Origin of the sequence: Aeromonas sp. TW 6 (genome assembly GCF_013168745.1) — a bacterium.
Taxonomy (GTDB): Bacteria; Pseudomonadota; Gammaproteobacteria; order Enterobacterales; family Aeromonadaceae; genus Aeromonas; species Aeromonas caviae.
Genome location: NZ_JABERS010000008.1, coordinates 37,027 through 63,703, shown reverse-complemented (window position 1 = coordinate 63,703; position 26,677 = coordinate 37,027). Strand labels below are relative to the sequence as shown.

Here is a 26,677-nt window from a genome sequence, read left to right as displayed (position 1 = left end):
ATGAGTCTTTTTCTGGATTTTGAACAGCCGATCGCCGAGTTGCAGGCACAGATCGATGAACTGCGCCATGTGAGCGAGCACAACAGTGCCGTGGATCTCAGCGAAGACATTCGCCGGCTGGAGAAGAAAAACGAAGAGCTGACCAAGAAGATCTTCGGCGATCTGGGGGCCTGGCAGGTATCCCAGATGGCACGTCATCCCCAGCGCCCCTACACCCTCGACTACATCGAGCAGATCTTCACCGATTTCGACGAGCTGGCCGGGGATCGCGCCTATGCCGATGACAAGGCCATCGTCGGCGGCATCGCCCGTCTCGACGGCGAGCCCGTGATGATCATCGGTCACCAGAAGGGTCGCGAGACCAAGGAGAAGATCAAGCGCAACTTCGGCATGCCGCGCCCGGAAGGGTACCGCAAGGCCCTGCGCCTGATGGAGATGGCCGAGCGCTTCAAGATGCCGATCATCACCTTCATCGACACCCCGGGTGCCTACCCCGGCGTCGGTGCCGAGGAGCGTGGCCAGTCCGAAGCCATCGCCCGCAACCTGAAAGTCATGGCCGGCCTGACCGTGCCGGTTGTCTGCACCGTGATCGGTGAAGGCGGCTCCGGCGGCGCTCTCGCCATCGGCGTGGGCGATCGGGTCAACATGTTGCAGTACTCCACCTACTCCGTCATCTCCCCGGAAGGGTGCGCCTCCATCCTCTGGAAGAGCGCCGAGAAGGCCTCGGTGGCGGCGGATGCCATGGGCATCACCGCCCAGCGCCTGAAGGAGCTGAAGCTCATCGACAACATCGTCGAGGAGCCTCTCGGCGGTGCCCACCGCGACGTGGAGAAGATGGCCAAGCACCTGAAAGCGCGCATCAAGCAGGATCTGGATGCCCTGCGCCCCCTCGACAGCGAGCAACTGCTGGAGCAGCGCTACCAGCGTCTGCTGGGTTACGGCTACTGCTGATCTGCCGCTTCCAATAAAAAGTCCCCGCATGCGGGGACTTTTTTTATGGGCGACGTTTGTGGGGGGACGCCGGGCGGGCCTCAGGGGGCGGTCAGCGCCCGTTGCATGGGGACGGAAGCACGCCCTCCGGCAGGGCTCAGGGCCCGCCACTCCCGCCACAGCAGCCAGCACAGGGGGGGCGTCAGCAGCAGCACGGTGGCGGGCTGTGCCATCAAGACCCCGTCGCGCCCCCACCAGAGGGGCAGCAGGAAGATGAGGGGCAGCAGCAGCACCGTCTTGGCCACAGAGATGACGAGGGCCTGGCGGGTGCGGGCCATGGCCTGCAACAGCACGATGCCGAACATGACGATCCCCTCCAGGGGCAGGGCAGCGAGGTTGAGGGTCAGGCTGCTGATGGCGGCGGCGAGCAGCTCTGCGTCCTGATCCCCGGTGTAGAGCATGGCGACCGGCTGCGGCAGCAGCTGGACAATCAGCCAGACCCCCAGGCCATAGACCAGGGTGATCTTGAGCCCCATCGCCATCAGGAACTGGAGGTCGCGATGGCGCCCGGCCCCGGCTGCCTGGCTCACCAGGGGCTGGATGCCAAACGCCAGTCCCTGCAGGATGACGATGAAGACCGCCTCCGTGTACCCCGCCACGGTGAAGCCCGCCAGATCCTTGACCGTGCCGTGCACCATCAGCTGGCTGTTGTGCAGCAGCAACAGCAGCCCCAGATTGAACTGGGCGATGAGGCTCGGCAGCCCGGTGAAGAGCAGGCCGGGCATGGCCGGGAAGCGGGGCACCAGCTGGCGCCAGGTCAGCCGCAACCGGGCGTGGCGGGTGAAGAAGTACCCCAGGCCGAGCAGGCTGACCATGGCCTCCGAGAGGAGGGTGGCCTGGGCCGTGCCGGTGAGGCCGAGCCCGAGCCGGCCCACCATGATGTAGTTGAGCAGGATGTTGAGGAGGGCGCCGCCGCTCACCAGTACCATGGCGAGGCGAGGGCGGCCGTCGTTGCGAAGCAGGTAGGGCACCGCCAGGTTGCTGGCGAGCAGCAGGGTGCCACCGCCAATCCAGGTGAGGTAGTCGCTGGCCTGCTGCCAGGTGTCGGTGCCGGGGGCCATTCCCAAGGCCTGCAGGATATCGGTGTGCCAGTGGTGCAGCAGCAGCGGCGCTACCGTGCCCAGGATCAGCAGCAGCCAGAGGGCGCTGACCAGAGCCTGGCGGGCCAGAGCGAGGTTCCTGGCGCCCTGCTGGAAGGAGATGGCGGTGGCGGCCCCCATGGCGATCATGGCGGCGAGGCCGATGAGCACCATGATGACCGGATAGACCAGGTTGATGCCGGCAAGGCCGGCGGCCCCCACGTAGTGGCCGACGAAGATGCCGTCCACCAGGTAGTAGGCGCCGGAGACCAGCATGGCCATGACGGAGGGGAGGGCATAGCCCCAGAAACGGCGGGCCATGGCCCGTTGACGCAGGCGGAAGTAGGCGGACATATCTGTACTCGGGAAAAGGGCCGGAATCGAGCAGACAGTCTAGTTTCTTATGGTTTAATTGATAATCAGGCTTTCATTTGATGAATTGCTGAATGTATTTCATCAATCAGCGGATCCTGTGATACTCCTTCAGCATGTCGATCAGGGCTCGCAGCCCTTGCCCCAGCTGGTGCCGGCCCGGATAGAAGAGGTTGAACCCGGCAAAGCTGGGGCTCCAGTCATCCAGCACGCTCACCAGCCGCCCCGATGCCAGGGCGTCGAACACCTCCCCTTCGTGGCAGTAGGCGAGCCCGAGCCCCGCCTCGGCCGCCCCCAGGTAGAGCGCGGGCGTGCTGGTGGTGAGCGGGCCCGTCACTTCGATCTCCAGCAGTTCCCCCTCGGCGGCAAAGGCCCAGCGATAGTGGTGATGGGGCGTGAGCCGATAACCGATGCAGTCGTGCTGGCGCAGATCCGAGGGGTGGCGAGGGGTGCCACGCCGTGCCAGATAGTCGGGGGAGCCCACCACCAGATAGCGCTGCTGCGGGCCCAGGGGAACCGAGATCATCTCCTGGGGCAGCAGGTCGCCGTAGAAGAGGGCGGCGTCGTAGCCATCCTCGATGAGGCGGGGCATCAGCTCCAGCTCCTCCACCTCCACCTGCATGCGCGGGTAGCGCACCAGATAGTCGATGAGCACCGGGGCCAGCACCTCCTGGATGGCGGCTCGGGGGGCACAGAGCCTGAGCCTGCCCACGGGTTCGCCCGCGTGGCGCGTCAGCTCCGCCAGTGCCGTCTCCAGTTGCCCCAGGGTCGGCAGTACCTGGGCCAGCAGCCGTTCGCCCGCCTCGGTCGGCACCACGGCCCGGGTGCTGCGATTGAGCAGCCTGACGGCCAGGCGACTCTCCAGCCCTTTGAGGGCATGACTCAGGGCCGAGGCGGAGACCCCGAGCTCGAGGGCGGCCTTGCTGAAACTGCGGTGACGGGCGACGGCGGCAAACACGGCCAGCTCGGCGAGATCGGTGCGGGAGAGGGTCATGGTCGGTACGCAGAAAAGGGGCGGACACAAAGGGTACGCCATGGGGCGACGGGAGACAATCGGGGGGCAATGAGGGGATTGTGACAAAATTGTTGCGCGTTTCAAGGGTGAGGTGGATCACATCAAAAAGTTTATATGTTAAAAAAAAATCGCAATATGGCGATTCAAGTGTGATCTGAAGCGACGGAAAGGCGATTCCAATCAAACTTTGGTTGATTAATTCAAAAAAACGCTGTGATTAATAGGGCCTTTTAACTAGAGTCATCTCATCGGATGAGGTGAGCGTTATCCCGTTGTTAACGAGCGAGCACGATCCCCTCTGTATTACGACTCCCCGCCCGTGTTTGTTGCAATCAGGTTGCCACAGGGAGTGGCGGCCGGATGGCCGGGGCGGAGGAACAAACAGGACGAATAGCTGGAGTTCCAGGGAAAGGAACCGGGCCCAGGCCCACTGACAAGTTAAGATCCCACTTTCCTTGATGACAGGAACACCCCTATGTCTGACATGAACATTGCAGTTGAAGGCAGCTTGAGCAAAGCCTCCTCCCGTGGCATCAACAAGGCCGACGTGGTCTGGATGCTGGGTCTGTACGGTACCGCCATCGGCGCCGGTGTCCTCTTCCTGCCGATCAATGCCGGTGTCGGTGGCCTGTGGCCGCTGGTCGCCATGCTGATCCTGGCCCTGCCGCTGACCTTCTTCGCCCACCGTGGCCTGACCCGCTTCGTGCTGTCCGGCTCCACCCGTGACGGCGACATCACCGAGGTGGTGGAAGAGCACTTCGGCAAGACCGCAGGCAAGTTCATCACCCTGCTCTACTTCTTCGCCATCTACCCCATCCTGCTGATGTACTCCGTGGCCATTACCAACACCGTCGAGAGCCTGATGGTGCACCAGCTGGGCATGACGGCACCTCCCCGTGCCATCCTCTCCCTGGTGCTGATCCTGGGTCTGATGGCGATCGTTCGCCTGGGCGGCCAGGTCATCGTCAAGGCGATGAGCGTGCTGGTCTTCCCGTTCGTGGTCACCCTGATGGGCCTGGCGCTCTACCTGATCCCGCACTGGAACGGTGCCATCATCACCGAAGCCCCTGCGCTGGGTGAGGCCTTCAACGGCGACTTCATCAAGACCCTGTGGCTGGCCATCCCGGTGATGGTGTTCTCCTTCAACCACTCCCCGATCATCTCCTCCTTCGCGGTGGACAACAAAGGCCGCTACGGCGCCAACGCCGAGAAGAAGTGCAGCAACATCCTGCTGGGCGCCCACGTCATGATGGTGATGACGGTAATGTTCTTCGTGTTCAGCTGCGTGCTGAGCCTCTCCCCGGCTGACCTGGCGGCGGCCAAGGAGCAGAACATCTCCATCCTCTCCTACCTGGCCAACCACTTCGACAACCCGGTGATCGCCACCGTGGCACCGCTCATCGCCATGGTTGCCATCAGCAAGTCCTTCCTGGGTCACTACCTGGGTGCGCAAGAGGGCATGAACGGCCTGATGGCCAAGTCCCTGCGCGAGAAGGGCAAGAACGTCGACGTCAAGCAGCTGAACAAGGTGACCGCGGTCTTCATGATCCTGACCACCTGGGCCGTGGCCACCATCAACCCGAGCATCCTCGGCATGATTGAAGATCTGGGCGGCCCCATCATCGCCATGCTGCTCTTCCTGATGCCGATGTACGCCATCGCCAAGGTGCCGGCCATGCGCAAATATGCCGGCAACCTCAGCAACGGCTTCGTCACCCTCATCGGCCTCATCGCCATGTCCGGCATCATCTACAAGCTGATTGCCTGATGACAGCGTTCATCCCTGTGAGAAAGCCGCCCCCCGGGGCGGTTTTTTTATGGGCACAAATGCTTAACAAAGCGGTGGTGGCGGCCTAACATGGCGGGATGTTTTTCTAGACGGGACAACAGGATATGTCTGGGTTGAAAAAGGATCTCGGGCTCTGGCAGGGGATGGGGCTGCTCGCCACCTCCCTGCTCGGTACCGGGATCTTCGTGGTACCGGCCACCGCCGCCTCGCTGGCGGGAGGGGCGTCGCTGTGGGCCTGGTTGCTGCTGATTGCCCTGGTGCTGCCCATCGCCTTTACCTTCGCCCGCCTCGGGCGGCGTTATCCCCACGCGGGTGGCGCGCCCCATCTGATTGGCCTCGCCTTTGGCAACGGCGCCGAGCGCTTCTCCGCTTTCCTGTTTCTGGCGGTGCTGCCGGTGGGCCTGCCTGCCGCCCTCACCATCGCCGCCGGTTTCTGGCACGCCCTGTTCGACATGGGGGAGTGGACCCTCTGGGGCATCCAGCTGCTCACCCTGCTCGGGGTCTTTCTGCTGGGGCTGCGGGGAGCGCGCTCCTCCGGCAACCTGCAACTGCTGATCGCCCTGGCCATTCTGGGGCTCACCCTGCTTATCTGGGTCAAGGGGGATCTCAGCTGGCGCGATGCCGCCCAGCCTCTGCCAACGGCGAGCGAATGGCCCGCCATGGGCTCGGCGCTGGCGGTGATGTTCTGGTGTTTCGTGGGGCTCGAGGCCTTCGCCCACATGGGGGAGGAGTTCAAGCGGCCAGAGCGGGACTACCCCCTTGCCCTGCTGGGGGGCGTGCTGCTGGCGGGGCTCATCTACTGGGTGCACTCGCTGGTGGTGCTCAAATATGACCTCTACGGGGACGAGGCGACCAATGCCACCGCCATTCCGGCCCTGCTCTCCCTGTTGTTCGGCCCCACCGCCAAGTGGCTGGTGGCGGTGCTGGGCTATCTCTCCTGCTTCGCCAGCATCAACATCTACCTGCAAGGTTTTGCGCGCCTTATCTGGAGCATGGCGCGGGAGGGCAAACTGCCGGTCTCCCTCTCTCGCCTCTCGGCCCGGGGCGCTCCCCTGCATGCCCTTGCCTGGGTGCTCGCCATCTGTTTCGTCTCCATCACCCTGATCCTCTGGCTGCGTCTGCCCCTCGATGCGCTGATCCGCTACGCCAACGGCAACTTCGTGCTGGTCTATCTGCTCTGCATGGCGGCCGGCTGGCGCTTGTTGTCGGGGACCGGCAAGGGGCTGGCGGGCCTCAGCGTGCTGCTCTGCACCCTGGTGCTGCTGGCCCTCGCTACCCAGGTGCTCTATGCCGTCGTGCTGAGCTTGGGGTATGGCGGCTTCTCCCTGTGGCGGCGCAGACGCCGCCGCTCGGCGTCCGATGAGGGTGTCTGCGCCATCAAGTAACTCCCGAAAAAAAGCCCCGCAGTGCGGGGCTTGTTGTTGCGGGTCACAGGCTGGCGGGCAGGTCGCTGCGCAAGATGGCGTAGTGGCGCAGGGAGATGAAGCCATCCCCCTTGCGCTCGCACTCACGCGCCGTGCCCTCGTAGTGAAAACCGGCCCGCTCCAGCAGGCGGGCGGAGGGGAGGTTGGGCTCCTCCACCACCGCCAGCAGCCGGTGCAGGTCGGTGGTGCGGTAAGTGAGCGGGAGCCAGAGTTGCAGCGCCGCGCTCATCACCCCCTTGCCCCAGTGTTCGGGATAGAGCCAGTAGCCCAGCTCGGCACACCGGTGAGTCGGGTCGGCATCGTTGTAGCCGATGGCCCCCAGCGGCTCGCCCGTGTGCCGGTCGCGAATGAGGTGCCAGGCGCCACGGCCGGTACGGGTCAGCTCGGCATACCAATCCATCTGTGCCCGGCATGCCGCCAGGCTGTCGTAGCTGACGCCGTAGTAGGCGACGACCCGGGGATCGGAGAGGCCGCGATAGATGTGAGGCAGGTCGGTGTCGGTGACGGGATCCAGCCTGATGTGGGGTGGTGCTGATGTCATGATGACTCCTTGCGGCCAGCCGTGGCTGGCCGCGTGTGTTGCGTCATAAGAGATGGATGAGCCGGGCTGGCGTCAGGCAAACCCGAGCCGCTCGGCAAGGCGCGCCAGCTCGTCACGCCACTGCTGCTGCAGGCGCGGGGTCTGGTGCCTGGGCTTGCGGGCCAGATCGGCGGCGAGCAGGGCATCGAGCTCATACCAGCGCGCCAGCAGCGCCTCTTCGTCATCCCCCGTGGCGGCCGCGGTCTGCGGGTCACCTGATCGAGCCGGGCTGCCCGCCTGCGGCAAGGGGGCATCGCCCAGCAGCTCGGCATAGGCCCGCTCGGCACTGTGGGCCTCCTGGATGCGCCCGTCCTGTATCAGCCAGAAGCGGTTGCAACTGCGCTCGATCAGCTCCCGGTCGTGGGAGACCAGCAGCACGCCCCCGGGGAAGGCCGCAATGGCGTCGGCCAGCTCCTCCTTGCCCGCCAGATCCAGGTGATTGGTGGGTTCGTCGAGCCAGAGCATGTGGTGGCTGCCGAGGGACAGGGCGAGGAACAGCAACCGTGCCCGCTCGCCCCCGCTCAGGGTGTGCACCTGCTGGCCGTGGCGGGCATAGGGGAAGCCCGCCCGGATCAGCGCCTGTCGCCGCGTCACCTCAGGCAGAGGGGCCAGGGGGTACAGCGCGTCGCTCAGGGTGGCGTCGTCAGCCAGCTGCTGCAGGGACTGATCGTAATAGGCGATGCTGGCGCCGGGGTGGCAGTACCAGCCCGCCTGCGGACTCTGCATGGTCAGTTCGCGCCAGCACTGGCGCAGCAGGGAGGACTTGCCGGTGCCGTTGGCACCGAGTAGGGCAACCCTGTCCCCCGCTCGCAGCCAGAGCCCCTCGGCACGCAGCAGCGGCGGCAGTGCCGGTGCCGGCGATACGTCGAGGGCCTCCAGTCGCAGCAGGGTGTCGGCAGGCAGGCTCACTCCGCGCAGCTCGAGCCGCCAGGGGGCCAGCGCCGCCACCTGGCTCTGCTCCTCCTGCAGGCGGGCGATGCGCTTTTCCATGGACTTGGCCTGGCGCACCAGCTTCTCGTTGTCATGCTCCCGCCCCCAGATGGCGAGGCGCTTGCTGCTGGCGCTCAGGCGGTCGATCTCCTTTTGCTCATCCGCCCGGCGCAGGCGGGCCTGCTCATCCTCGGCAGCCAGCGCCGCCCTGGCCTGGCTGCAGGGCAGGGCGAAGCGGTGCAACTGGCCATCTCGCAGGATCAGGGTCTGATCCGTAACGCGGTCCAGCAGGCGAGCGTCGTGGGAGACCAGCACGAAGGCGCCGCGCCAGCCCAGCAGAAACTGCTCGAGCCAGAGCAGGGCGGGCAAGTCCAGGTGGTTGCTGGGCTCATCGAGCAGCAGCAGGTTGGGTTGGCGCAGCAGGGCGTGGCCTATCTGCAGCCGGCTGTGCTGGCCACCGCTCAGCGCACTGACCGGCAACGTGGCCTGAGCCTCCAGCTGCAGATAGGCCAGCAACTTGTCCACCTGCCATTCGGCGGCGGGGTCGTTGCCCAGGGCATCCAGCAGCACGGCGCGGGTGCTGAGGGTGGAAAGCCCGGCGGGCAGTTGCTGGGCCACGAACTCGCAGCGGCAGGCGGCGGCCTGCACGACCCGGCCGGCCTGAGGCGTGCGCTCGCCCGCCAGCAGCGCGAGCAATGTGCTCTTGCCGCAGCCGTTGGCGCCAATCAGGCCGAGCCGGTCGCCTGCGCGAATGCCGAGTTCGAGATGGTCAAATAAGGGAAGGTGCCCCGCACTCATCTGCAGGGAATGGGTACTCATCAGGGTTGTCATGCTCTTGCTCTCTTAAATCGCGGGATGGGAAATCCCTGTCATCAGGAGCGCTGGCGACAACGGCAAAGTCGAGAAAGGTCTCGGTATGGAAGGGAGTCGGCTTTGCTCGAACCCGCTATCGCAGCGCGATGGTATGCAGGCAAGAGCACTTGAATGTGCCGAACAGGCGAGCCGAGAACATCGGACACGCTTGGATAACCATTTTTTACCTCCTTGTGTTTCGTTATGGCAGGGTGCGGCGATTATAGGCACAGAAAAAAACAGTCGTCCATCCGCCCTGTGGGGGGCCGTGGGCACCGCATCGGGAGGCGCGGGGTAAAAAAACGCCCCGTGATACGGGGCGTGGGGGGTCAGTCGCGGGGGGTCTTGAGGGCCTCAATCACATCGTCACTGGGGGCCAGTCCCTCTACGTGGTTGAAGCTCTCCAGCCCCTCCTGGGGATTGATGGTGAGGGCGTCGGCGCTCAGGTAGCTGCCGCTGCCGGCGCTCTCCACCACGACGATGACTTCAGGCTGCTTGTCGCCGTTGAGATCCAGCAGCTTGAGCTCCTTGATGCTGCCATCGCGCGGCAGCACCTTGCCGTCGATGAACTGATCCAGCGGAAACTGCGGGTTGGCACCGGAGTAGAGGCGCACGTCGTAGCTGCCGGTGGAGGCAGGCTCGCCGCGCCCTTCGCTGACGGTCACCACCTGGCCGGAGGGGAGTGTCAGCTGTTTGAAGAAGCCGTCCGCCGCCTGGCTGGCGAGGGGCAGGGTGAGCAGGCCGAGAGTAAGGAATAAGGCTTTCATGGAGAGGACCCTTGTTGCTGCTTGTGTGTCTGTGACGGGCAGGGGACGCTTCCCTGCCACGTCGGAAGCGGGCAGGGTGCCGCTGGTCGGCCGCCCCCTGCCCGGGTTGTCATCACCATATCTTGACCCGTTTGGCCGGGTCCAGATAGAGCTTGTCGCCGGGCTGGATCTTGAACGCCTCGTAGAAGGCGGGGATGTTCGGTACCACGCCGTTGACCCGGTATTCCGGCGGCGAGTGGGGATCCGAGGCGAGCAGCATCTGCATCAGCTCGGGGCGATACATGCCCTTCCACACCTGGGCCCAGCCGAGGAAGAAGCGCTGCTCGCCGGTAAAACCGTCCAGCACCGGGGCCTCCTTGCCATCCAGGGAGAGCAGGTAGGCCTTGTGGGCGATGGTGAGGCCGCCGAGATCGCCGATGTTCTCCCCCAGGGTAAACTGGCCGTTGACGTACTGGCCCTTGATGGGCTCGAAGCGGTTGTACTGGGCCACCAGCCGGCTGGTGCGAAAGCGAAACTCCTTGAGATCCGCCGGCGTCCACCAGTCGCGCATCACGCCGTCACCGTCGGATTTGGCCCCCTGATCATCAAAACCGTGGCCCATCTCGTGGCCGATCACCCCACCGATGGCGCCGTAGTTGACCGCATCGTCCGCCGTCATGTCGAAGAAGGGGGGCTGCAAAATGGCGGCCGGGAAGACGATCTCGTTGTTGCTCGGGTTGTAGTAGGCGTTCACCGTCTGGGGCGACATGTGCCACTCGTCCCGATCGACCGGCTTGCCGAGGCGAGCCAGGTTGTCAGCGTATTCGAAGGCGCGGGCCCGCTGCAGGTTGCCCACCAGATCGTCGGGGCGAATGGTGATGGCGCTGTAGTCCTTCCATTTGTCCGGGTAGCCGATCTTGGGTCTGAACTTGGCGAGCTTCTCGAGGGCCTGGGTCTTGGTGGCCGGGGACATCCAGTCCAGCTCCTGGATGCTCTGGCCGTAGGCGGTGCGCAGGTTCTCCACCAGCTGCTCCATACGGGCCTTGGCCGCTGGCGGGAAGTAGCGCTCGACATAGAGCTTGCCCACCGCCTCCCCAAGGTTGTTGTCCAGCACCCCAAGGGCCCGCTCCCAGGGGGCGCGCTGCTTGGGCGTGCCGCTAAGAGCGGTGCCGAAGAAGGCAAAATTCTGGGCATCGGTCTGGCTGTCGAGGTAGGGGGCGTAATCGGTGATGAGCTGCCACTTGAGGTAGGCCTGCCAGTCAGCGACCGGGGTCTGCTGCATCACCTCGTTCAGGGCCGAGAGGTAGCTCGGCTGGCCGATGACCAGGCTCTGTTGCCCCGCAAGGCCGGCCTGGGCCAGGTAGGCGTTCCAGTCGATGGCGGGGGCGAGGCGCCCCAGCTCGCTCACCGGGCCCTTGTTGTAGTTCTTCTCTCTGTCTCGCAGGGCCACGTTGTCCCACTGGATCTGGGCGAGCCTGGTCTCGAGGGCCAGGATGCGTTTCGCCTTGCCCTGGGCATCCGTCTCACCGAAGCGGGCCAGCATGGCGGCGATGTGCTGCTCGTACTTGTGCAGCAGCGCCTGGCTGTTGGGGTCGCGCTTGAGGTAGTAGTCCCGATCCGGCAGGCCGAGGCCGGCCTGGTAGAGGTAGACGGCATAGCTGTCAGGGGCCTTGGCGTCGGCGTCAATCCAGAAACCGAAGGGGGAGCCGCCACCGGTGCGGGCGCTCTGGGCGAAGGCGCGGGCGAGATCCTGCGGCGTGCTGATCTGCTCTATCTCGCTCAGCATTGGCAGCAGGGGAGTGGTGCCCTTGGCGTTGCGGGCGGCCTGATCCAGATAGCTCTGGTAGAGGTCGTGGATCTGCTGGGCCGGGGTACCGGCGGCGGCTTTGCCATCCAGCCCCTCCACCAGCACCCGCACGTCCGCCAGGGATTTGTCCCGCAGCAGGTAGAAGGCGCCGTCGGCGGGCCTGTCATCGGGGATCTTGGCCGTGGCGAGCCAGTGGCCGTTCACGTAGCGGAAGAAGTCGTCACCAGGCTTGACGCTGGTGTCCATGTTGGCCAGCGCAAGGCCGGAGTGTTTGTCCGGTTGGCTCGGTGCCTGACTGCAACCGGCCAGCAGGGCCAGCCCGACGAGGGTGGCCAGGATGTGTTTCTTGTTGTTCATTATGGTTTTATTCCAATTCGGGTTATATGGCTTCCTTGCCCACGCAGGGAGCGATTCACTCTAGCAGCCGGGTTAGCGCTTGATAAGCCCGACTCTGCTAAGATCGGCCTGGTCGTATTGGGGAAGCCTATGATTTCTCGTATTTATTCTCGTTTTTGTCAGACCCTGCCCACGCCGGAAGGTTCCCGCGGTCTGCTGGTGGCTTTCAGCGGCGGGCTCGACTCCACCGTCTTGCTGGTGCTGGCGGCCCGTTTTGCCCGCGCCCACGGCCTCGCCCTGAACGCCCTGCACGTTCATCACGGCCTGAGCCCACATGCCGACGACTGGGTGGCTCACTGCGAAGGGGTGTGCCGGCAACTGGCGGTGCCCCTCATCGTGGAGCGGGTGCAGCTCTGTCGAGGCAACGGGGAGAGCCTGGAGGCCCAGGCGCGGGCGGCGCGTTATGAGCGACTCGCCGCCCACCTGGGGGAGGGGGAGTGGCTGCTCACCGCTCACCATCAGGACGATCAGCTGGAGACCCTGCTGCTGGCGCTCAAGCGGGGTACCGGTCTGCGCGGACTGGCGGGCATGGTGGCGAGCCAGCCTTTTGCCGCAGGCCATCTGTTGCGCCCCTTGCTCGACATGAGCCGGGCCGAGCTGGCGGAAGCCGCGCAGTCACTTCCTTATGGCTGGGTTGAGGATGAGAGCAACGAGGACCCGAGCTATGACCGCAACTTCCTGCGCCAGCAGATCATCCCCCTGCTCAAGGACCGCTGGCCCGCCATGGCCCGGACGACGGCGCGCACCATGGCTCTGTGCGCCGAGCAGGAGGCGCTCATCAGCGAGCTGGCCGAGGCGGACTGGCAGGCGGTGGGTGAGGGAGAAGGGCTGCGCATTGACGGACTCCTCTCCCTCTCCCCCGTGCGGCGCAACAACCTGCTGCGCCACTGGATCCGCCGCCAGGGGGGGGAGATGCCCTCTCGCGAGCTGCTGGGCCTGCTGTGGCAGGAGGTGGCGCTGGCGCGCGATGACGCCAACCCCAGGCTGAGCCTGCAAGGGTTGGCGTGCCGCCGCTATCAGGGGCGCCTGTACTTGGTGGCGCCGGATCTCGCCCCCCGCGAGGAGGTGCTGCCCATCGGGATGGAAGAGACGCTCACCCTGCCGGACGGGCTCGGGCAGTTCAGGCTCTGGAGAACGGATGGTGAAGGGTTGCGGACACCGAGGGGGGACGAGCCGCTCTCGGTGCGTTTTCAGGTCGCCCCCGGCGTCATGCTGAAACCGGTGGGGCGGGTGGGCAGCCGGCGGCTCAAGAAGCTGCTGCAAGAGTACGGGGTGCCCTCCTGGCAGCGGGGGCGCATTCCCATCCTCTACTACGGTGAACAGGTGGCACTGGTGGCCGGGCTCTTTGTCTGCGACGGATTTCTGGCGCCAGAAGAGGGGGTGGCGTGGGAGTGGCGGCCCCCCGTCCCCCAGGATGCGGATTGACATCGCAGAGTGACAGGGGGCCGGGAGGGGAAGGGGGATGCCCTATTCGGGCAGGCCGGAGCCCCCGGCTTTCTTGCGGGCGTAGAGATGGGTATCGGCCGTCTCGTAGAGGCGCTGCACATCCATGCCCGACTGCCAACTGGCGGCTCCCAGGCTGCACCCCACAGAGAAGGCGCTGAGCTCCTTGTGGCTGTGGAGCACATGTTGCAACCGCAGCCAGACCGGGCGCCAGGCCTCGGGGTCCGCGGGTTGCAGCAGCAGGGCAAACTCGTCCCCGCCGAGGCGAAACGCCTGATCCGTCCCGCGAATGCACCCCTGCAGCAACTGGGCGAAGCGGCTTAGCACCAGGTCGCCCACCGGGTGGCCCCAGGTGTCATTGACCTGCTTGAATCTGTCGAGATCCAGCAGCACCAGCACCAGGCCGTGGGGTTCCCGGCTGTGTTGCTCCACCGCACGGCCAATGGCCTCGTCGAAGTAGGCGCGATTGCCAAGCCCGGTCAGGTGGTCGAGCCGCACCTGCTGCTCCAGCCGATCCAGCCGAAGATAGAGGGGCAGGGGGAGGCTGAACAGCTGATGATATTGCTCAAGCAACCGCCTCTGGCCGTCGCTCAGAGGGTGCTCCAGCTCGTAGTGCAACTGGCCGAGCAACTGCTCGTGTCGTCCCCGCAGCTCGAAGCGATAGGCATGCAGGGTCAGCCTGGCCTGGGGCGGGTGCGAGATGAGAGGATGGGGCTGGCCACAGTCGAACTGGAGCGAGTGGATCCGGACAATGTTTGCCACCCGCTCGGCAAAGATTGCCAGCAGGGCGTCAAGATCCCGTTGCCCCAGCAACTGCTCTATCTGCTGATAGCGGTCCTGCCCGGTCAAGGGCGCAAGCCGCTCCATCTGCTGTACCCACTGCTCTATGCCATGTCCGAAGCCGTTCAATGACGATGTGTTTTCCACGTTACAGCCCTTACACCTCTCCATTCATTGCGCAGGCTCTTGCAAGCCCTGTGCCTAAAATATGTCCGATGAAAAACAAGGGGGCTGGCTAGGCTTAACGGGATGAAACGGGAGGGGAAATCCCTGCCGCTGAGCGAGTGGCGTGCCATATGGGGAGCGGGCGCTGTGCTTGCAGGGAAGAGGGCGCCGGGCAGATGAAGGAGAGGGATGGGTGTACGCCGATGTGTTGATCCTGCTGATCTTCGCCGTTGTGCTGGTGGCCATTTTCCGGCGCCTCGGCCAGCCGGTGATCCTTGCCTATCTGTTTGCCGGCATGCTGCTCGGCCCCCACGGCGTGGCCATCGTCACGGGTCAGGCCATGATGCAGACCATAGGGGAGCTTGGCATCGTGTTCCTGATGTTCTCCCTCGGGCTCGAGTTCTCCCTGCCGCGTCTGCTCGCCATGCGCAAGCTGGTGCTGGGGGTCGGCAGCCTGCAGGTGCTGCTCACCTCACTGCTGTTTTTCGGGCTCGGCTGGTGGTGGGGGCTGAGCCTGGCCCAGGCGCTGGTGGTATCAGGCACCCTGGCGCTCTCCTCCACCGCCGTGGTGATCAAGCAGCTCGGCGAGCTCAAGCAGCTCCATACCCGGCGAGCCCAGCTCGGGGTGAGCGTGCTGCTGTTCCAGGATCTCGCCGTGGTGCCCCTGCTGGTGATGATCCCCATCCTGGCCCAGCCCGAGGTGCAGGGCAGCGCCCTGCTGGCGGAGGTCGCCTGGGCCTCCCTCAAGGGGTTGTTTGCGCTCTCCGTGCTGCTGGCGGTGGGGAAGTGGCTGCTGCCCATGCTGTTTTTCGAGGTGGCGCGCGCACGTTCAGACGAACTCTTCGTACTGAGTGCCCTGCTGGTGGCATTGCTGGCGGCCTCCCTGACCCAGTGGATGGGGCTCTCCATGGCGCTCGGTGCCTTCCTGGCGGGCATGATGCTGGGGGAGTCCCACTATCGTCATCAGCTCGAAGTGGACATCAAGCCGTTTCGCGACGTGTTGATGGGGCTCTTCTTCATTACCATCGGCATGACCATGGACTGGGCGCTGGTGGCGGACGCCTGGTGGCAGGTGCTGGCCTGTGTGACGGGGCTCATCCTGTGCAAGTCGCTGCTGATATTGCTGGCGGGCCGCCTGATGGGGGAGCGCAAGCGCGACGCCATGGCCGCTGGCATCATGTTGAGCCAGGTCGGGGAGTTCGGTTTTGTGCTGCTGGCGCTGGCGAGTCATCACGGCTTGCTGGATCACCAGCTGGTCTCTCTGCTCATCGGCATCGGTGTCATCTCCATCGCCCTCACCCCCTGGCTGGTGTTGCGGGCGCTGGGGCTTGCCCACTCCCTCACCGACAGTGCCCTGCTCTCTCGCGCCGAGGTGGCCCAGTCGGGCCTGAGCAAACACCAGCACGTCATCATCGCCGGGTTCGGACGCACCGGCCAAACCTGTGCCCGCTTTCTCAAGCTCGAAGAGATACCTTTCCTGGCCCTGGATCTCGATCCCGAGCGGGTGAGTGAGGCGAAGCTCGCGGGGGAGCAGGTGGCGTTCGGCGATGCCAGCCGGCGCGACATCCTGCTGGCGGCCGGTCTGTTGCGGGCGCGGCTGGTGATCATCACCTTCGACGATCAAAAGCGGGTCGATGCCATGCTGACGCTGATCCGGGATCTGGCGGGGGAGATCAAGGTGCTGGTGCGTACCCGGGATGACAGTTTCCTTGAACACTACAAGCAGGCCGGCGCCTTCGAGGTGATCCCCGAATCCCAGGAGGGAGCCCTGATGCTGGTCTCCCACCTGCTGCTCAACTGCGACATTCCCATCGGCCGGGTGATCCGGCGCATGGAGCACGAGCGCAGCAGCCAGTATCGCTTTTTGCACGGTTTCTACTGGGGCGGCAAGAGTGCGGGCAATCTGGAGACGGATCAACAGCTCGAGCGGCTGCATCCCGTGCTGCTGCACGACCAGGCCTGGGCGGTGGGACACAGGGTACGGGATCTCGCCCTGGGAGAGGTGCGCATCAAGGCGATTCATCGCGGGGAGCGCAGCCTGGATCCCAGGCGCGAGCTGGTGCTGGCGGCGGGAGATACCCTGGTGCTCTTCGGCACGGCCGTGGCCATGGAACAGGCGGAGCAGCGCCTGCTGGAGGGACGCTAGGATCTCCTTGCCATGGGATAAGGCCCCTCAGGCCTCTTCGCGAAACTGCTGCTGCCTCCCGCTGCCCGGCAGGTCGAGGAAGGCCTCGATGCGCTGGCGGTGATCCAGCGCGTCCTGGTATCCCAGCTTGATGAGCCGCTGGCAATAGCCGGGGTCAAACATCAGGAAGCTGGCCAGGCTGCTGCTCTCTTCGCCGTTGACCCCGAGCACCCGCAGCAGACGGCGCAGCTGGGTCGGCAACCGTGGGAGGTATTCGAGGGCGATGAGGTCGAGATCCTGGCTGGGGCGGATCACGCAGGTCTCCACCTGGCGCAGTTTCAGTCGGCTGCGCTCCCGTGCTGGAATGAGGGAAAGGGTCTGGTTGATGCGCCCGAGCCGCTCCAGATCCGAATTGAGGGTGTCGGAGAAGACGGTGTTGAGCAGATGGCTCGCGATGTTGGAGCTGGTCAGGTGCCCCTGGCGGGGAGTCGGGTTCTCCCTGTGAGGGGAGTCCAGGGTCACCAGCAGGATCCGCTCCGCCCCCAGGTGGATGGCGGGGCTGAGCGGGCTCAACTGGTGGATGGAGCCATCCCCGTAGACGCGATCGCCGATGGGGGTGGCGGGAAAGACAAAGGGCAGCGCCGACGAGGCCAGCAGGTGATCCGAGGTGAGCAGGGTACGCAGGCCACGTCGTCTGGCGCGCTCCCAGGGCTGATGTTCGGCCCGCCCCTGGAAGAAGGTGGTGGAGAGGCCGTCATCATAGTCGGAGGCCGTGATGGCGATGGCCTCCAGGCTGCCGTAGAGAATGTTGTCATCGATGCGGTGATAGTCGATGAGCTGATCCAGCAGACGGCGCAGGGGGGCGTTGTCAAACAGGTGAAAGGCTCGGTTGCTCTGGGGGGTGATGAGGCCGGCAGAGCCCTGATAGAGGGTGCGCCACAGCAGTTGGCAAGGGTGGAAGTCGAAGATGTGGTGGGTCTCGAATCGTCGCCAGACCCACTCCAGCTTGCGCACCCCCAGATGGAAACAGGAGGCGTAGCACGCCAGCGCCGTGATGTTGAGAGCCCCCGCCGAGGTGCCGCACAAAATGGGGAAGGGGATGCCGATGTTGCGGGGGTAGAGTTCGGCCACCGCCTTGAGTACGCCGACCTGATAGGCGGCGCGGGCACCACCACCAGTCAGCAGAAGAGCAGTATTGGGTCTGGCCATGAGGGTGCGCCTTATCGTGATCGCCAGGGCGGGTTGCCACCGCGCAATTCAACTATAAGACGTTGTATACCGGATAAAAATGGGCCGCACGCTCAATTTTTGCGGCCCGTTTCATTTTCAGTTTGCCAAAGGCGTCTGGCTCAGTTGATCGAAGGCGGCGAAGGCTGGAGGGCTTGCCAGAATACGGCCATGGCCGAGCCCCCGGGTGCTCACCAGCCGGGTTCTGCCATCCTGGGCCGCGCGCAGGGAGTCCCGGTGGGGGGCGAAGCGGTCTTCCTCATCGTGAACGATGAGGGCGGCGCCGCTGCGCCGGGCGAGCCGGCCAAGGGGGTCAACCGTGCTGAGCGGGTGCTGGTATTCGTGTTCTATCTCCTTGACCACCGCATCGAACAGCCGGATGGAGTAGCCGGAGCGCGCCACCATGCCGTAGAGCTGGGGCACGTAGTCGAGCACCGGGGAGATGAGCAGCAGCGGCAGCGTATTGATTGCCGGGTGACGGCTGCTGAGGGTGACGGCGCCCCCCATGCTGTGGGTGATGACGCCCTGGACGGGGCCGACTCGCTCGAGGATCTCGTCGAAAGCGCGCACGAAGCGGGGCAGGTGACCCCTGTTCCCTTCGCTCCGGCCGTGGGCGGGGTGATCGTAGGCGAGGGCCGTATAGCCCTGGGCGGCGATGTGGCTCATCAACGGATAGAACTGGCTGGCACTGCCTGACCAGCCGTGCATCAACAGCCAGACCGGCCCCTGCCCGAGCCGGTAGCTCATCAGGGTCCCTTCACTGGTGTGGATGGCCTGCTCGACCAGGCCGGTCGGGGCTGCGACGCCCCGGGTCGCCCGCTGCGGGGTGAGCAGCAGCTTGCTGGCGGTGCGCTTGGCGTGGGTGGGCGCGAGCACGTGATGCAGGCGGGTGCCGAGGCCCAGCAGCAACTTGCTCGGGCTGAAGCGGCGTGTGTTGAAGTAGATCTTGCTGCTCATGGTCATCCTGTGTCTTTTGTGTGCGAACGGTCGTGCTTTTTTGCGAATTTTTAAAAGGAAGAGCCCGTCGGGTCAGCGCCAGCTGGCCAGCAATTGTTCCACCTCGGGCCAGAAGTGGCGGGCCGGATCCTCGCTGAGCCCCAGGGCATGGAACACCTGATCCCCGAGATAGAGGCCATAGAGGCGATAGACGGCGCGCCAGGGGTCGAGATCGCTGCGCCACTCCCCTCTGGCCTGCCCCTGCACTACCTGGCGTGCCAGGTAGTCGAGCCAGAAACGGACCAGCTCGCGTGCCGCCTGCTGGACCTCACCCTCCTGGGCGGAGGTCCAGGCATCGAGGAACATGCAGCGGCCGGCAAAACTCTGGTTCCAGGCCAGCCAGGCCTGCAACAGGGCGAGCAGTTTCTCCTGCTGGGTGGCGTGTCCCTGTTGGCGCACCGGCTGGATCACCCGCTCCCGAAATACCTCGGCGGAATGGGTGAGCACGGCGATCTGCAGGTTGTCACGGGACTGGAAGTGGGCGAACAGACCGCTTTTTGACATCTCGCAAGCCGTTGCGAGGGAGCCTATGGTGAGGCTCTCCAGCCCCTGCTGGCTCGCCTGCTCGAATGCAGTCTGCAAAATGGTGTCGCGGGTCAGACGTCCCTTGCTCATCCGGCTCTCCTCTCTCTGGGCTGGCAGCATAAAGTACGACCGTGCTAATTGTCGAGCCGCAAATGGTGCAGGGAGGCCGTTTCCGGCTGCCGCGGGGTGCCAGAGAGGGGGGCTGGCTCGATACAAGCCAGCCGGGGACGAGCTCAGTCGTCCTTGATGCCCATTTGCTGCAGGGCGATGACCGCCTGGGTGCGGTTCTTGACCCCGAGTTTGCGGAAAATCGCGGTGATATGGGCCTTGATGGTCGCCTCGGAGACGTTGAGCTCCCAGGCGATCTGTTTGTTGAGGCTGCCATCCCGCAACATGATGAGCACCTTGTATTGCTGGGGGGTGAGGCTGGCCAGCTTGGTGGCGAAATCGGGCCCTTCGCTGGGCTCGGGATGGAGGGAGATGCCTTCCGGCACCCAGTTGTCCCCCCCGATCACCGTATTGAGGGCGCTGACCAGCTCTTTCATGGGGACGGACTTGGGAATGAAGCCGAGCGCGCCCAGGCGCAGCACCTGCTGGATGATGGCGGGATCCTCGGAGGCCGAGACCACGACGATGGGGAGATCCGGGTGATGTCCGCGCAGATAGGCCAGCCCCTCGAAGCCGTTGGCCCCCGGCATCTTGAGATCCAGCAGCAGCAGGTCGACGTCGGGATGTTCATCGAGCAGGTGGCTCAGGCTGTCGATGGAGTCAGCCTCCAGCAATCTGGCGTCGTCGATGGCCATGTGCACCGCTTGATAGAGGGCGCCCCGAAACAGGGGGTGGTCATCTGCGATGACGATGGTAAATTGGCTGTCCATAGCTCACATTGTTGCTAACTGATTGTTTTGAAAAATCAAACTAGCACTGCTACCCAAGTGGGTCAAACCCGCCAGTACGCAAATGTGAGGTGGTCATCGGATGTCGTGCCACGGGGCCGGCGGGATGGCCAGTAAACTACCCATGCAGGAGGCAATCGATGGGATCCCTGGTTTTGACGGTGGGCACGGGCTCCACCTGGGCAATGAGAACGGCGCTGGTGCTGGCCATGAGCGGGCTCAAGTGGCAGGAGCAGGTCTTCGATCTGGAAGATGCCAAGGAGCTGCAACGGCTCAAGCGCACGGCCCCCGCCGGCCTGGTGCCCTGGCTCGACGACGGTGAGCTGCGTATTCACGACTCTCTGGCCATCGCCGAATATCTCCACGAGTGCTGCCCGGAGCGTCACCTTTATCCGGTGGACAAGGCCGAACGGGCCCTGGCCCGCAGCCTGTGCGCCGAGCTGCACGCCGGTTTTCGCCAGATCCGCACCCTGCTGCCCTTCTTCCTGGGGGCGCCCACCCAGAGTGAACCGCCGGTGGAGGTCATCGACGAGCTGGCCCGGTTGCAGACCCTCTGGTCCCAGGCGCGGGGGCCCTTCTATTTCGACGAGGCGAGCATTCTGGATGCCTTCTATGCGGTGATGGCCTATCGACTGGCAAGCTATGGCATTTCGCTGCCCGGTCAGGCTGGCGCCTATCAGCAGGCCTTGCTGGCCTGGCCCCTGTGGCAGGAAACCCTGCTCAGGGCGAGGTTGCAGTGGCCAAAGGCGGCCCGCCAGTCTGATTGATGCGGGCGTCTGCAAGACAAAAAAGGGGAGCCATCGGCTCCCCTTTTTATTCAGGCCAGGTCGCTATTACTGCCGACCCGCGAAGACCACGACCACTTTGTCTTCTCCTTTCTCCCGCACGAAGCCGTAGGGGGCATCGGAAATCTTCTTGTGGCTGCCCGCCGCGATGGCAGGGTGGGCGGCACGGAACTGGCCGAGCCGTTGCCAGTGCTTGACCAGCTCCGCCTTCTCGCCACTCGCCAGCTCCTGCCAGTTCATGTCCGAGCGCACGCTCTGATCGAACACGCCCCCATCCTTGGCCAGTCCCCGGCCGGACTCGTCGCCATAGTAGATCTGGATGCCCCCCGGCAGCAGCATGAAGCTGTTGGCCACCCGCCGTTGCAGCGCCACGTCCTGGTAGTCGCCGAAGAAGAGCTTGGTGTCGTGGGAGCTGATGTAGCTCAGCACGTTGAACTCGGGATCCTGGTTGATGCGGCTGGCGTAGCTCGCATAGGTGGGCTCTGCCCCCGCCATGCACTGGGCCTGGGGCAGGGCGAATTCACGCTGGTAGTCGAAGTTGATCAGGGAATCGAAGCCGTGCTGGTACCAGAAGTCCTTGGCGACCCCGTGATCCCACACCTCGCCCACCATGTAGAAGGGAAGGTCATCGAGGGCCTTGCCCGGGTTGGCGGCCTTCCACTCCTTGAGCGCGTCGGTGCCCGCCTGCTTGAGCCTGGCCCAGACCGCGGGCTCCAGGTGCTTGACGGTGTCGGCACGGAAGCCGTCGATGCCGAAGCGGCGCACCCAGTCGGTGTGCCAGGCAATGAGGTAATCGCTCACGGTGGCGTTGGGCAGGGCCTTGGCCCTGGTGTCTTTTTTGGCAGCGAGCAGCGGTGGCAGCCCCACCGATCTGGTGGATTCGGTCAGGAAGTCCGGCAGTCCCGCCACCGAGCCGGTGACGTCGTCAGTGCCGGGTTGCGGGTAGCCGGGCAGGCCGGCCCGTACCCAGTCAGGGCCCCACCACTTGTCCCAGTGGGATGACTGGTAGTCGATGAACTGGTTGTAGCCATGCCAGTTGAGGCCGCCGCTCGGGCGCCATTCGTTCCAGCGACTCGGCAGCTTGCCGGTGTTCTGGGTGAGATCGGTGAGCCCCAGATCCTGCAAGTCGGCGAGGGTGGCGTAGCCTGCGTGGTTCATCACCACGTCGAGGATGATCCGCATGCCGCGCTTGTGGGCCTCGTCCACCAGGGTTTTCAGGCTATCTTCGTCGCCGTAGTTGGGATCTATCTTGGTGAAGTCGAGCGCCCAGTAGCCGTGGTAGGCGTAGAAGGGGAAGTTCCCCTGTTCGCCACCGCCGATGAAGCCGTGGACCTGTTCCACCATGGGGGTGATCCAGATGGCGTTGATGCCGAGTTGCTTGATGTAGTCGAGCTTCTCGGTCAGCCCCTTGAAGTCACCGCCATGCCAGGTGGCCACTTCGTCCTGACCATCCTTCTGACGACCGAAGCTGTGATCATTGGCGGGATCGCCGTTGTGGAAGCGGTCGGTCAGCAGAAAATAGACGCTCGCCTGATCCCAGCTGAAGGGAGCAGGCTTGGCGGCCTTGACCGGCTCGAGCAGCAGCAGGCCGCCGCTCTCCTTGCTCGGTGTCAGGGTGATCTTGCCGCCTTTGACCACGGCTTCCTGTCCCGAGTAGGCATCCCGCAACCGGGTGCCGTCGGGCCAGACGCCCTTGAGTGATGTCGTAACCGGGCCGCCATCCCAGCTGATGCAGGGCTCTTCCGGAGGCTGGCGTTTGAACTCGCTCTTTTTGGTTGCCCGCAACACCTTGAGGCTGGGGGTATCGGGGTTGAAGGTGAACTCGTAGTCCCCCGCCAGCATCACCCTCAGATTGAAGTCTGTCCCCTTGCTGCACTTGTCCATGGGCTGGGCGGTGCCGAAGGGAAGGGGCCTGGCCTCGGTTGGCCCGAAGCTGGTGCCGCAGCTGTTGCCCGCATCGCTGATGCGGATCTGGTGGCTCCCCTTGTCCAGTCTGTGGGTCAGGGTGACGGTGCCCTTGTCCAGCGTCAGCGCCTCGGCCACCGGTTTGCCATCCACATGGAGATAGACCTCGGGGGCCGCCATCGCCTGACCGATGAACAGCGGTGTGGCGAGCACGGCCAGCCACAGGGGTGATGGGCGAAGAGCGGGGCGCGAAGAGAGACGCATAAGCCATTCCTTGAGCAGAGTGTGAGGAGCAGGGTCCGTTAAGGCACTCATTCTAGGGCGCGCTGGGGCAGGCTTGGACCGGTAAAATACCGATTTGTGACGTCAGTTCAAATGGTTACGTTTTCAAGAATGGAAAAGTGTGAACCGGGTGTCGCGGCCATGAAAAAAGCCGGTCAGTTGACCGGCTTGTAGGCATTCGGGGTGGCGTCACACGGTGAAGAACTTGAAGTTGACGAAGGCCACCGCAATGAAGGAGGCAACCATGCCGCTGATGCAGAGCACCGCAGGGCGGATGGCAGGCCAGCGATGGGCCAGCAGCACGATGGCCAGCAGGGTCGGATAGAGGCCGAACATGTAGCGGGGCATGGCGTTGAGGCCGGTCATCAGGGGGATGGTGCAGCAGATGAACATCAGGGTCGCTTCGGCCCAGCGTTTCTGGCTGAACAGGTAGCCATTCAGGCACCAGCCGAAGATCACCATGATGGAGAGATAGGCCTTGCGCCCCCCCAGCTCGAAGCCGCTCAGCCACCAGTCCAGGGGGCTGTCCATATAGCGGCCCCAGGCCACCTGGATGTGCTTGAAGGCCAGGGCATCCCCGGTGAGGTGATAGAGATAGACCATGTAGGAGAAGAGGCCGAGGGGAATGAGCCAGAGGGTGAACACCACCTTGAAGGCCCGCTCGGTGAAGCGGAAGAACTCGCGCCAGCCGTAGGCTTGCAGGGCCAGGATCAACACCGGGAATACCATCATCACCCCCAGGTTGCGGGTGGCGGAGATGAAGATGCCGAGGAAGGCGACCATAAGCCACTGTTCGCGGTAGGCGAACAGGAACATTCCCAGCATCAAGGCCATGAACATGGGCTCGGTATAGCCGGAGACGAAATAGGCGGAGAAGGGGGAGAAGGCCAGCAGCCAGACCCCGAAGCGGGCGGTGTCGTCCCCCAGCTTGAGCTGGCGCAGCACCAGCAGCATCAGGGGCAGGCTGATGAAGAAGGCGATGTTGGCCACCAGCATCAGGCCGATGAGGCTCTCCATGTCAAACAGGCTGGAGAGACCGCCGGCCAGCATGGGATAGAGGGGCATGAAGGCCCAGTTCGCCGCATTGCCCTTGCTCAACCAGCGTGGATAGAGGTCGTAACCATTCTCGATGATGCGCTGGAACCAGACGCAGTCGAACTGGCAGTAGGCTTGCAGCGGTCCGATGTCGGTGGCGCCATAGAGCTGGACGCCGAAATAGCCCATGCCATAGAGCGCCACCCGGCTCAGTACGAAGGCGGCGACGATCATCAGCCAGTCGCGGCCGCTGATGCGCAGTGACGGGCGATAGGGGAGTGCAGCCCCGGTTGACGGGGCGGTATTGGTCATATCATTCATCAGGCAAAAACCCAGATACGGGAGAGAACGTAGGTGAGCACGGTGACGGTCAGGGTGGCGATCACCACCGGCAACAGGCCGGAGAGACCGGCAAACAGCAAACCGCTCAGGATGAGATTACGCACCGCCAGCGAGAAGAGGGCAACCAGCAGGAACTTGCTGGCGGCACCCTGTTTCTGGAAGGTGATGTAGCGATGGCCGAAGAACGAGAACCAGAACGCCACGGCAAAGGCCAGGGTAGTGACCAGGTGCTCGGAGATGGCCGGCCAGGTATGAAACAGGGCGATGGAGGTACCCAGATCGACGAGGGTGGCCCCCCCGCCGACAAAACCGAAGCGAACCAGCCGCCAGAATTCCTCGCGGGAGATCATTGAGACGCCTGCTCCTGCTGATCATCAGCGGCTTTCGCGGCGGCCTTCTTGCCAGCGCCCTTCTTGCTGGCGGTGGGCACTTCCTGCTTCTGCTCTTCATCCTGCTTGGCGTACTGGCCGTAGACCCCTTCGATGAGGTAGACGGGGCGCTGTTTCACCTCCACGAACATGCGGCCGATGTACTCACCGATGATGCCCAGCGACAGCAGCTGGATGCCGCCGAGGAACAGCATGACCGACATCAGGGAGGCGTAACCGGGCACGTCGATGCCGAAGAAGAGCACCTGGGTGATGATCTTGAGGATATAGAGGAAGGCGATGAAGGAGACACCGACCCCGATGTAGCTCCACACCCGCAGCGGCCAGCTGGAGAAGCTCATCAGGCCGTCAAGGGCGAAGTTCCACAGCTTCCAGTAGTTGAACTTGGTTTCGCCTGCATGGCGGGCCGGGCGCTCGTAGGGAACGCCGACGGCGCGAAAACCGGCCCAGGCGAACAGCCCCTTCATGAAGCGGTTGCGCTCCGGCAACTGCTTGATGGCCTCGACCACCTTGCGATCGATGAGGCGGAAGTCACCGGCGTTCTCCGGCAGCTTGGTGCTGGTGGAGAGGGCGTTGAAGAAACGGTAGAAGCCACCGGCGGTCAGGCGTTTCATCGGGGTGTCGGCGCTGCGATCCACCCGGATGCCGTAGACGGTGTCATAGTCACCGGTCTGCCACAGCTTGACGAACTCCAGAATGAGAGAGGGGGGATCCTGCAGGTCCACGTCCATGGGGACGATGGCGTCGCCCTTGGCCTGGTGCAGGCCAGCGGTCATGGCCGCTTCCTTGCCGAAGTTGCGGGCCAGGTTGACCAGGGTCACACGGGGATCCCGGGCGATGGCCTGCTCGACCACCTCACGGGTGCGGTCACGGCTGCCATCGTTGACGAACACGATTTCAAGCTGGTCTTTGAGCGGGGCCAGTTCGGTATCTATCGCGCTGATGAAGGCGTCTATGCTCTCTTCCTCGTTGTAAACGGGAACGACCAGAGAGAGTCGAAAATCGGCACGGGACATGGGAACTTCCTTATTGAAAGAATTATTTTACGGAACAGATGCTTGGGGCATTCCGCTTCACTGAGCCACGGTCAGCCGCACGGACTGGACGTTGAGCGGTGTCGGAGCGGAGAGCGCCAGGAAGTTGGGACGCTTGGGATCGGCGGTCAGGGAGTCGCCCGGCAGGCTGAGGCGGATCTCGTTGATGCCCGCCTTGGCCAGCTTGACCGTGGTGGTGAAATCATGACCCAGCGCCACCTTGAGCAGGGTGCCAGCCTGAGGGCTGTTGATCCTGGCCTGGATGGTGAGCTGCTCCGGCTGGGCCTGCTGCTTGGGCAGCACGAAATAGAGACCGCCCTGACCGCTCAGCTCGGTGCCTTGCTCGCTGGGCTTCTTGGCCCAGCCTTCGCTTGAGAGGAAGCGGCTCGGCTTGGTCAGGTTGAGTTCGTTGCCAGGCTGGAGGGTCATGCTGGAGTTGTGCTCCCAGAAACGGGTCTTGCCTTCCAGGTAATAGAGCTTGTAAGCCAGGCTCACGTTGGGGTGAGCGGCCAGATAGAGGGTATAAAGGTAGAAACCGCTCAGTGCCAGGATGGCAGCCAGAAAACCGAACTTTTTGTAGGTCATATTACTCACTCGACGCCCGACAGATTGATAGGCAGATTTCGCGCATATGCTAATCCAATTGCAAAAAAAGCATAGTGGATCACAAAAATATATTTGCTCACATATTAACCCTCAATCACCCTGCTTACCAAGGGGCTTTGGGGTCGTTTGCTTCCTCTTCTTGATTGTGGCTTTTTCGGCGCC

22 protein-coding genes are annotated in these 26,677 nt (G+C 64.1%); 6 read left to right on the top strand and 16 right to left on the bottom strand.

Translation table 11 applies throughout. The features are described 5' to 3' along the window. The gene (accA, locus tag HKD46_RS05875; RefSeq protein ID WP_010673419.1) at nt 1-951 is read left to right on the top strand and encodes an acetyl-CoA carboxylase carboxyl transferase subunit alpha; all 951 of its coding nucleotides are present in this window, start codon (nt 1-3) and stop codon (nt 949-951) included. An 80-nt stretch (nt 952-1,031) separates the two neighbouring features. Here accA and HKD46_RS05870 read toward each other — a convergent pair whose 3' ends face one another. Together HKD46_RS05870 and HKD46_RS05865 are read right to left on the bottom strand one after the other, a co-directional pair. Then, complete coding sequence (locus tag HKD46_RS05870; protein WP_113977720.1) at nt 1,032-2,423, bottom strand: MATE family efflux transporter; 1,392 nt, start codon at nt 2,421-2,423, stop codon at nt 1,032-1,034. A gap of 106 nt (nt 2,424-2,529) precedes the next feature. Then, nucleotides 2,530-3,435, bottom strand: coding sequence for a LysR family transcriptional regulator (locus tag HKD46_RS05865; RefSeq protein WP_102949239.1), 906 nt, complete (start codon nt 3,433-3,435; stop codon nt 2,530-2,532). Nucleotides 3,436-3,931: 496 nt separating this feature from the next. Here HKD46_RS05865 and HKD46_RS05860 point away from each other — a divergent pair, with 496 nt between their 5' ends. Continuing rightward, nucleotides 3,932-5,224 (top strand): HAAAP family serine/threonine permease, encoded by a 1,293-nt coding sequence (locus HKD46_RS05860; RefSeq protein WP_049636279.1) that lies wholly within the window; start codon nt 3,932-3,934, stop codon nt 5,222-5,224. A gap of 125 nt (nt 5,225-5,349) precedes the next feature. Then, nucleotides 5,350-6,630 carry an L-methionine/branched-chain amino acid transporter gene (gene yjeH, locus HKD46_RS05855; protein ID WP_041211297.1) on the top strand — a complete coding sequence of 427 codons (1,281 nt, stop codon included), beginning with the start codon at nt 5,350-5,352 and terminating at the stop codon, nt 6,628-6,630. 43 nt (nt 6,631-6,673) lie between these two features. Here the strand turns inward: yjeH and HKD46_RS05850 are convergent, their stop codons facing one another. From HKD46_RS05850 to HKD46_RS05835, 4 genes are all read right to left on the bottom strand, one after another. Continuing rightward, entirely contained in the window at nt 6,674-7,210 is a 537-nt protein-coding gene (locus HKD46_RS05850; RefSeq protein WP_113069825.1) for a GNAT family N-acetyltransferase, read from the bottom strand. A gap of 72 nt (nt 7,211-7,282) precedes the next feature. Then, nucleotides 7,283-9,010 (bottom strand): ABC-F family ATP-binding cassette domain-containing protein, encoded by a 1,728-nt coding sequence (locus tag HKD46_RS05845; protein ID WP_171865023.1) that lies wholly within the window; start codon nt 9,008-9,010, stop codon nt 7,283-7,285. A 350-nt stretch (nt 9,011-9,360) separates the two neighbouring features. Further along, nucleotides 9,361-9,798: a PliI family lysozyme inhibitor of I-type lysozyme gene (locus HKD46_RS05840; RefSeq protein ID WP_042883192.1), complete on the bottom strand. Its 438-nt coding sequence runs from the start codon at nt 9,796-9,798 to the stop codon at nt 9,361-9,363. Nucleotides 9,799-9,910: 112 nt separating this feature from the next. After that, nucleotides 9,911-11,941, bottom strand: a complete 2,031-nt coding sequence (locus HKD46_RS05835; protein WP_171865022.1) for a M13 family metallopeptidase — start codon at nt 11,939-11,941, stop codon at nt 9,911-9,913. A gap of 129 nt (nt 11,942-12,070) precedes the next feature. On the opposite strand from HKD46_RS05835, the gene tilS reads away from it, so the two are divergent. Further along, entirely contained in the window at nt 12,071-13,405 is a 1,335-nt protein-coding gene (gene tilS / locus HKD46_RS05830; protein WP_171865021.1) for a tRNA lysidine(34) synthetase TilS, read from the top strand. 42 nt (nt 13,406-13,447) lie between these two features. Here tilS and HKD46_RS05825 read toward each other — a convergent pair whose 3' ends face one another. Then, a complete protein-coding gene (locus HKD46_RS05825) occupies nt 13,448-14,374 on the bottom strand; it encodes a GGDEF domain-containing protein (RefSeq protein ID WP_039039444.1) in 927 nt (308 codons plus the stop codon). 187 nt (nt 14,375-14,561) lie between these two features. Between HKD46_RS05825 and HKD46_RS05820 the strand changes: the two genes are divergently transcribed. Next, complete coding sequence (locus HKD46_RS05820) at nt 14,562-16,514, top strand: monovalent cation:proton antiporter family protein (protein ID WP_171865020.1); 1,953 nt, start codon at nt 14,562-14,564, stop codon at nt 16,512-16,514. A gap of 27 nt (nt 16,515-16,541) precedes the next feature. Here the strand turns inward: HKD46_RS05820 and HKD46_RS05815 are convergent, their stop codons facing one another. The 4 genes from HKD46_RS05815 to HKD46_RS05800 all read right to left on the bottom strand — a co-directional run bounded on the left by HKD46_RS05815 (nt 16,542) and on the right by HKD46_RS05800 (nt 20,119). Beyond that, complete coding sequence (locus HKD46_RS05815) at nt 16,542-17,702, bottom strand: patatin-like phospholipase family protein (protein WP_053288144.1); 1,161 nt, start codon at nt 17,700-17,702, stop codon at nt 16,542-16,544. Nucleotides 17,703-17,819: 117 nt separating this feature from the next. After that, nucleotides 17,820-18,677, bottom strand: a complete 858-nt coding sequence (locus tag HKD46_RS05810; protein WP_171865019.1) for an alpha/beta hydrolase — start codon at nt 18,675-18,677, stop codon at nt 17,820-17,822. A gap of 72 nt (nt 18,678-18,749) precedes the next feature. Then, nucleotides 18,750-19,331, bottom strand: a complete 582-nt coding sequence (locus HKD46_RS05805; RefSeq protein WP_042864251.1) for a TetR/AcrR family transcriptional regulator — start codon at nt 19,329-19,331, stop codon at nt 18,750-18,752. A gap of 143 nt (nt 19,332-19,474) precedes the next feature. Continuing rightward, the gene (locus HKD46_RS05800) at nt 19,475-20,119 is read right to left on the bottom strand and encodes a response regulator transcription factor (protein WP_045523565.1); all 645 of its coding nucleotides are present in this window, start codon (nt 20,117-20,119) and stop codon (nt 19,475-19,477) included. Nucleotides 20,120-20,277: 158 nt separating this feature from the next. Between HKD46_RS05800 and HKD46_RS05795 the strand changes: the two genes are divergently transcribed. Next, on the top strand, nt 20,278-20,904 hold the full coding sequence (locus HKD46_RS05795; protein ID WP_010673436.1) for a glutathione S-transferase: 627 nt from the start codon (nt 20,278-20,280) through the stop codon (nt 20,902-20,904). A gap of 66 nt (nt 20,905-20,970) precedes the next feature. Here the strand turns inward: HKD46_RS05795 and HKD46_RS05790 are convergent, their stop codons facing one another. From HKD46_RS05790 to HKD46_RS05770, 5 genes are all read right to left on the bottom strand, one after another. Then, the gene (locus HKD46_RS05790; RefSeq protein WP_171865018.1) at nt 20,971-23,091 is read right to left on the bottom strand and encodes an alpha-amylase; all 2,121 of its coding nucleotides are present in this window, start codon (nt 23,089-23,091) and stop codon (nt 20,971-20,973) included. Between the two features lie 207 nt (nt 23,092-23,298). Next, nucleotides 23,299-24,465: a membrane protein gene (locus HKD46_RS05785; RefSeq protein ID WP_029313951.1), complete on the bottom strand. Its 1,167-nt coding sequence runs from the start codon at nt 24,463-24,465 to the stop codon at nt 23,299-23,301. Further along, nucleotides 24,465-24,836 carry a GtrA family protein gene (locus HKD46_RS05780; protein ID WP_010673439.1) on the bottom strand — a complete coding sequence of 124 codons (372 nt, stop codon included), beginning with the start codon at nt 24,834-24,836 and terminating at the stop codon, nt 24,465-24,467. The genes HKD46_RS05785 and HKD46_RS05780 overlap by 1 nt, the downstream gene beginning before the upstream one ends. Continuing rightward, nucleotides 24,833-25,891, bottom strand: a complete 1,059-nt coding sequence (locus HKD46_RS05775; RefSeq protein WP_102948805.1) for a glycosyltransferase family 2 protein — start codon at nt 25,889-25,891, stop codon at nt 24,833-24,835. Before HKD46_RS05775 ends, HKD46_RS05780 begins: the two co-directional genes overlap by 4 nt. Nucleotides 25,892-25,948: 57 nt before the next feature. After that, nucleotides 25,949-26,494, bottom strand: coding sequence for a hypothetical protein (locus HKD46_RS05770; protein ID WP_104454569.1), 546 nt, complete (start codon nt 26,492-26,494; stop codon nt 25,949-25,951). Nucleotides 26,495-26,677: the final 183 nt, after the last annotated feature.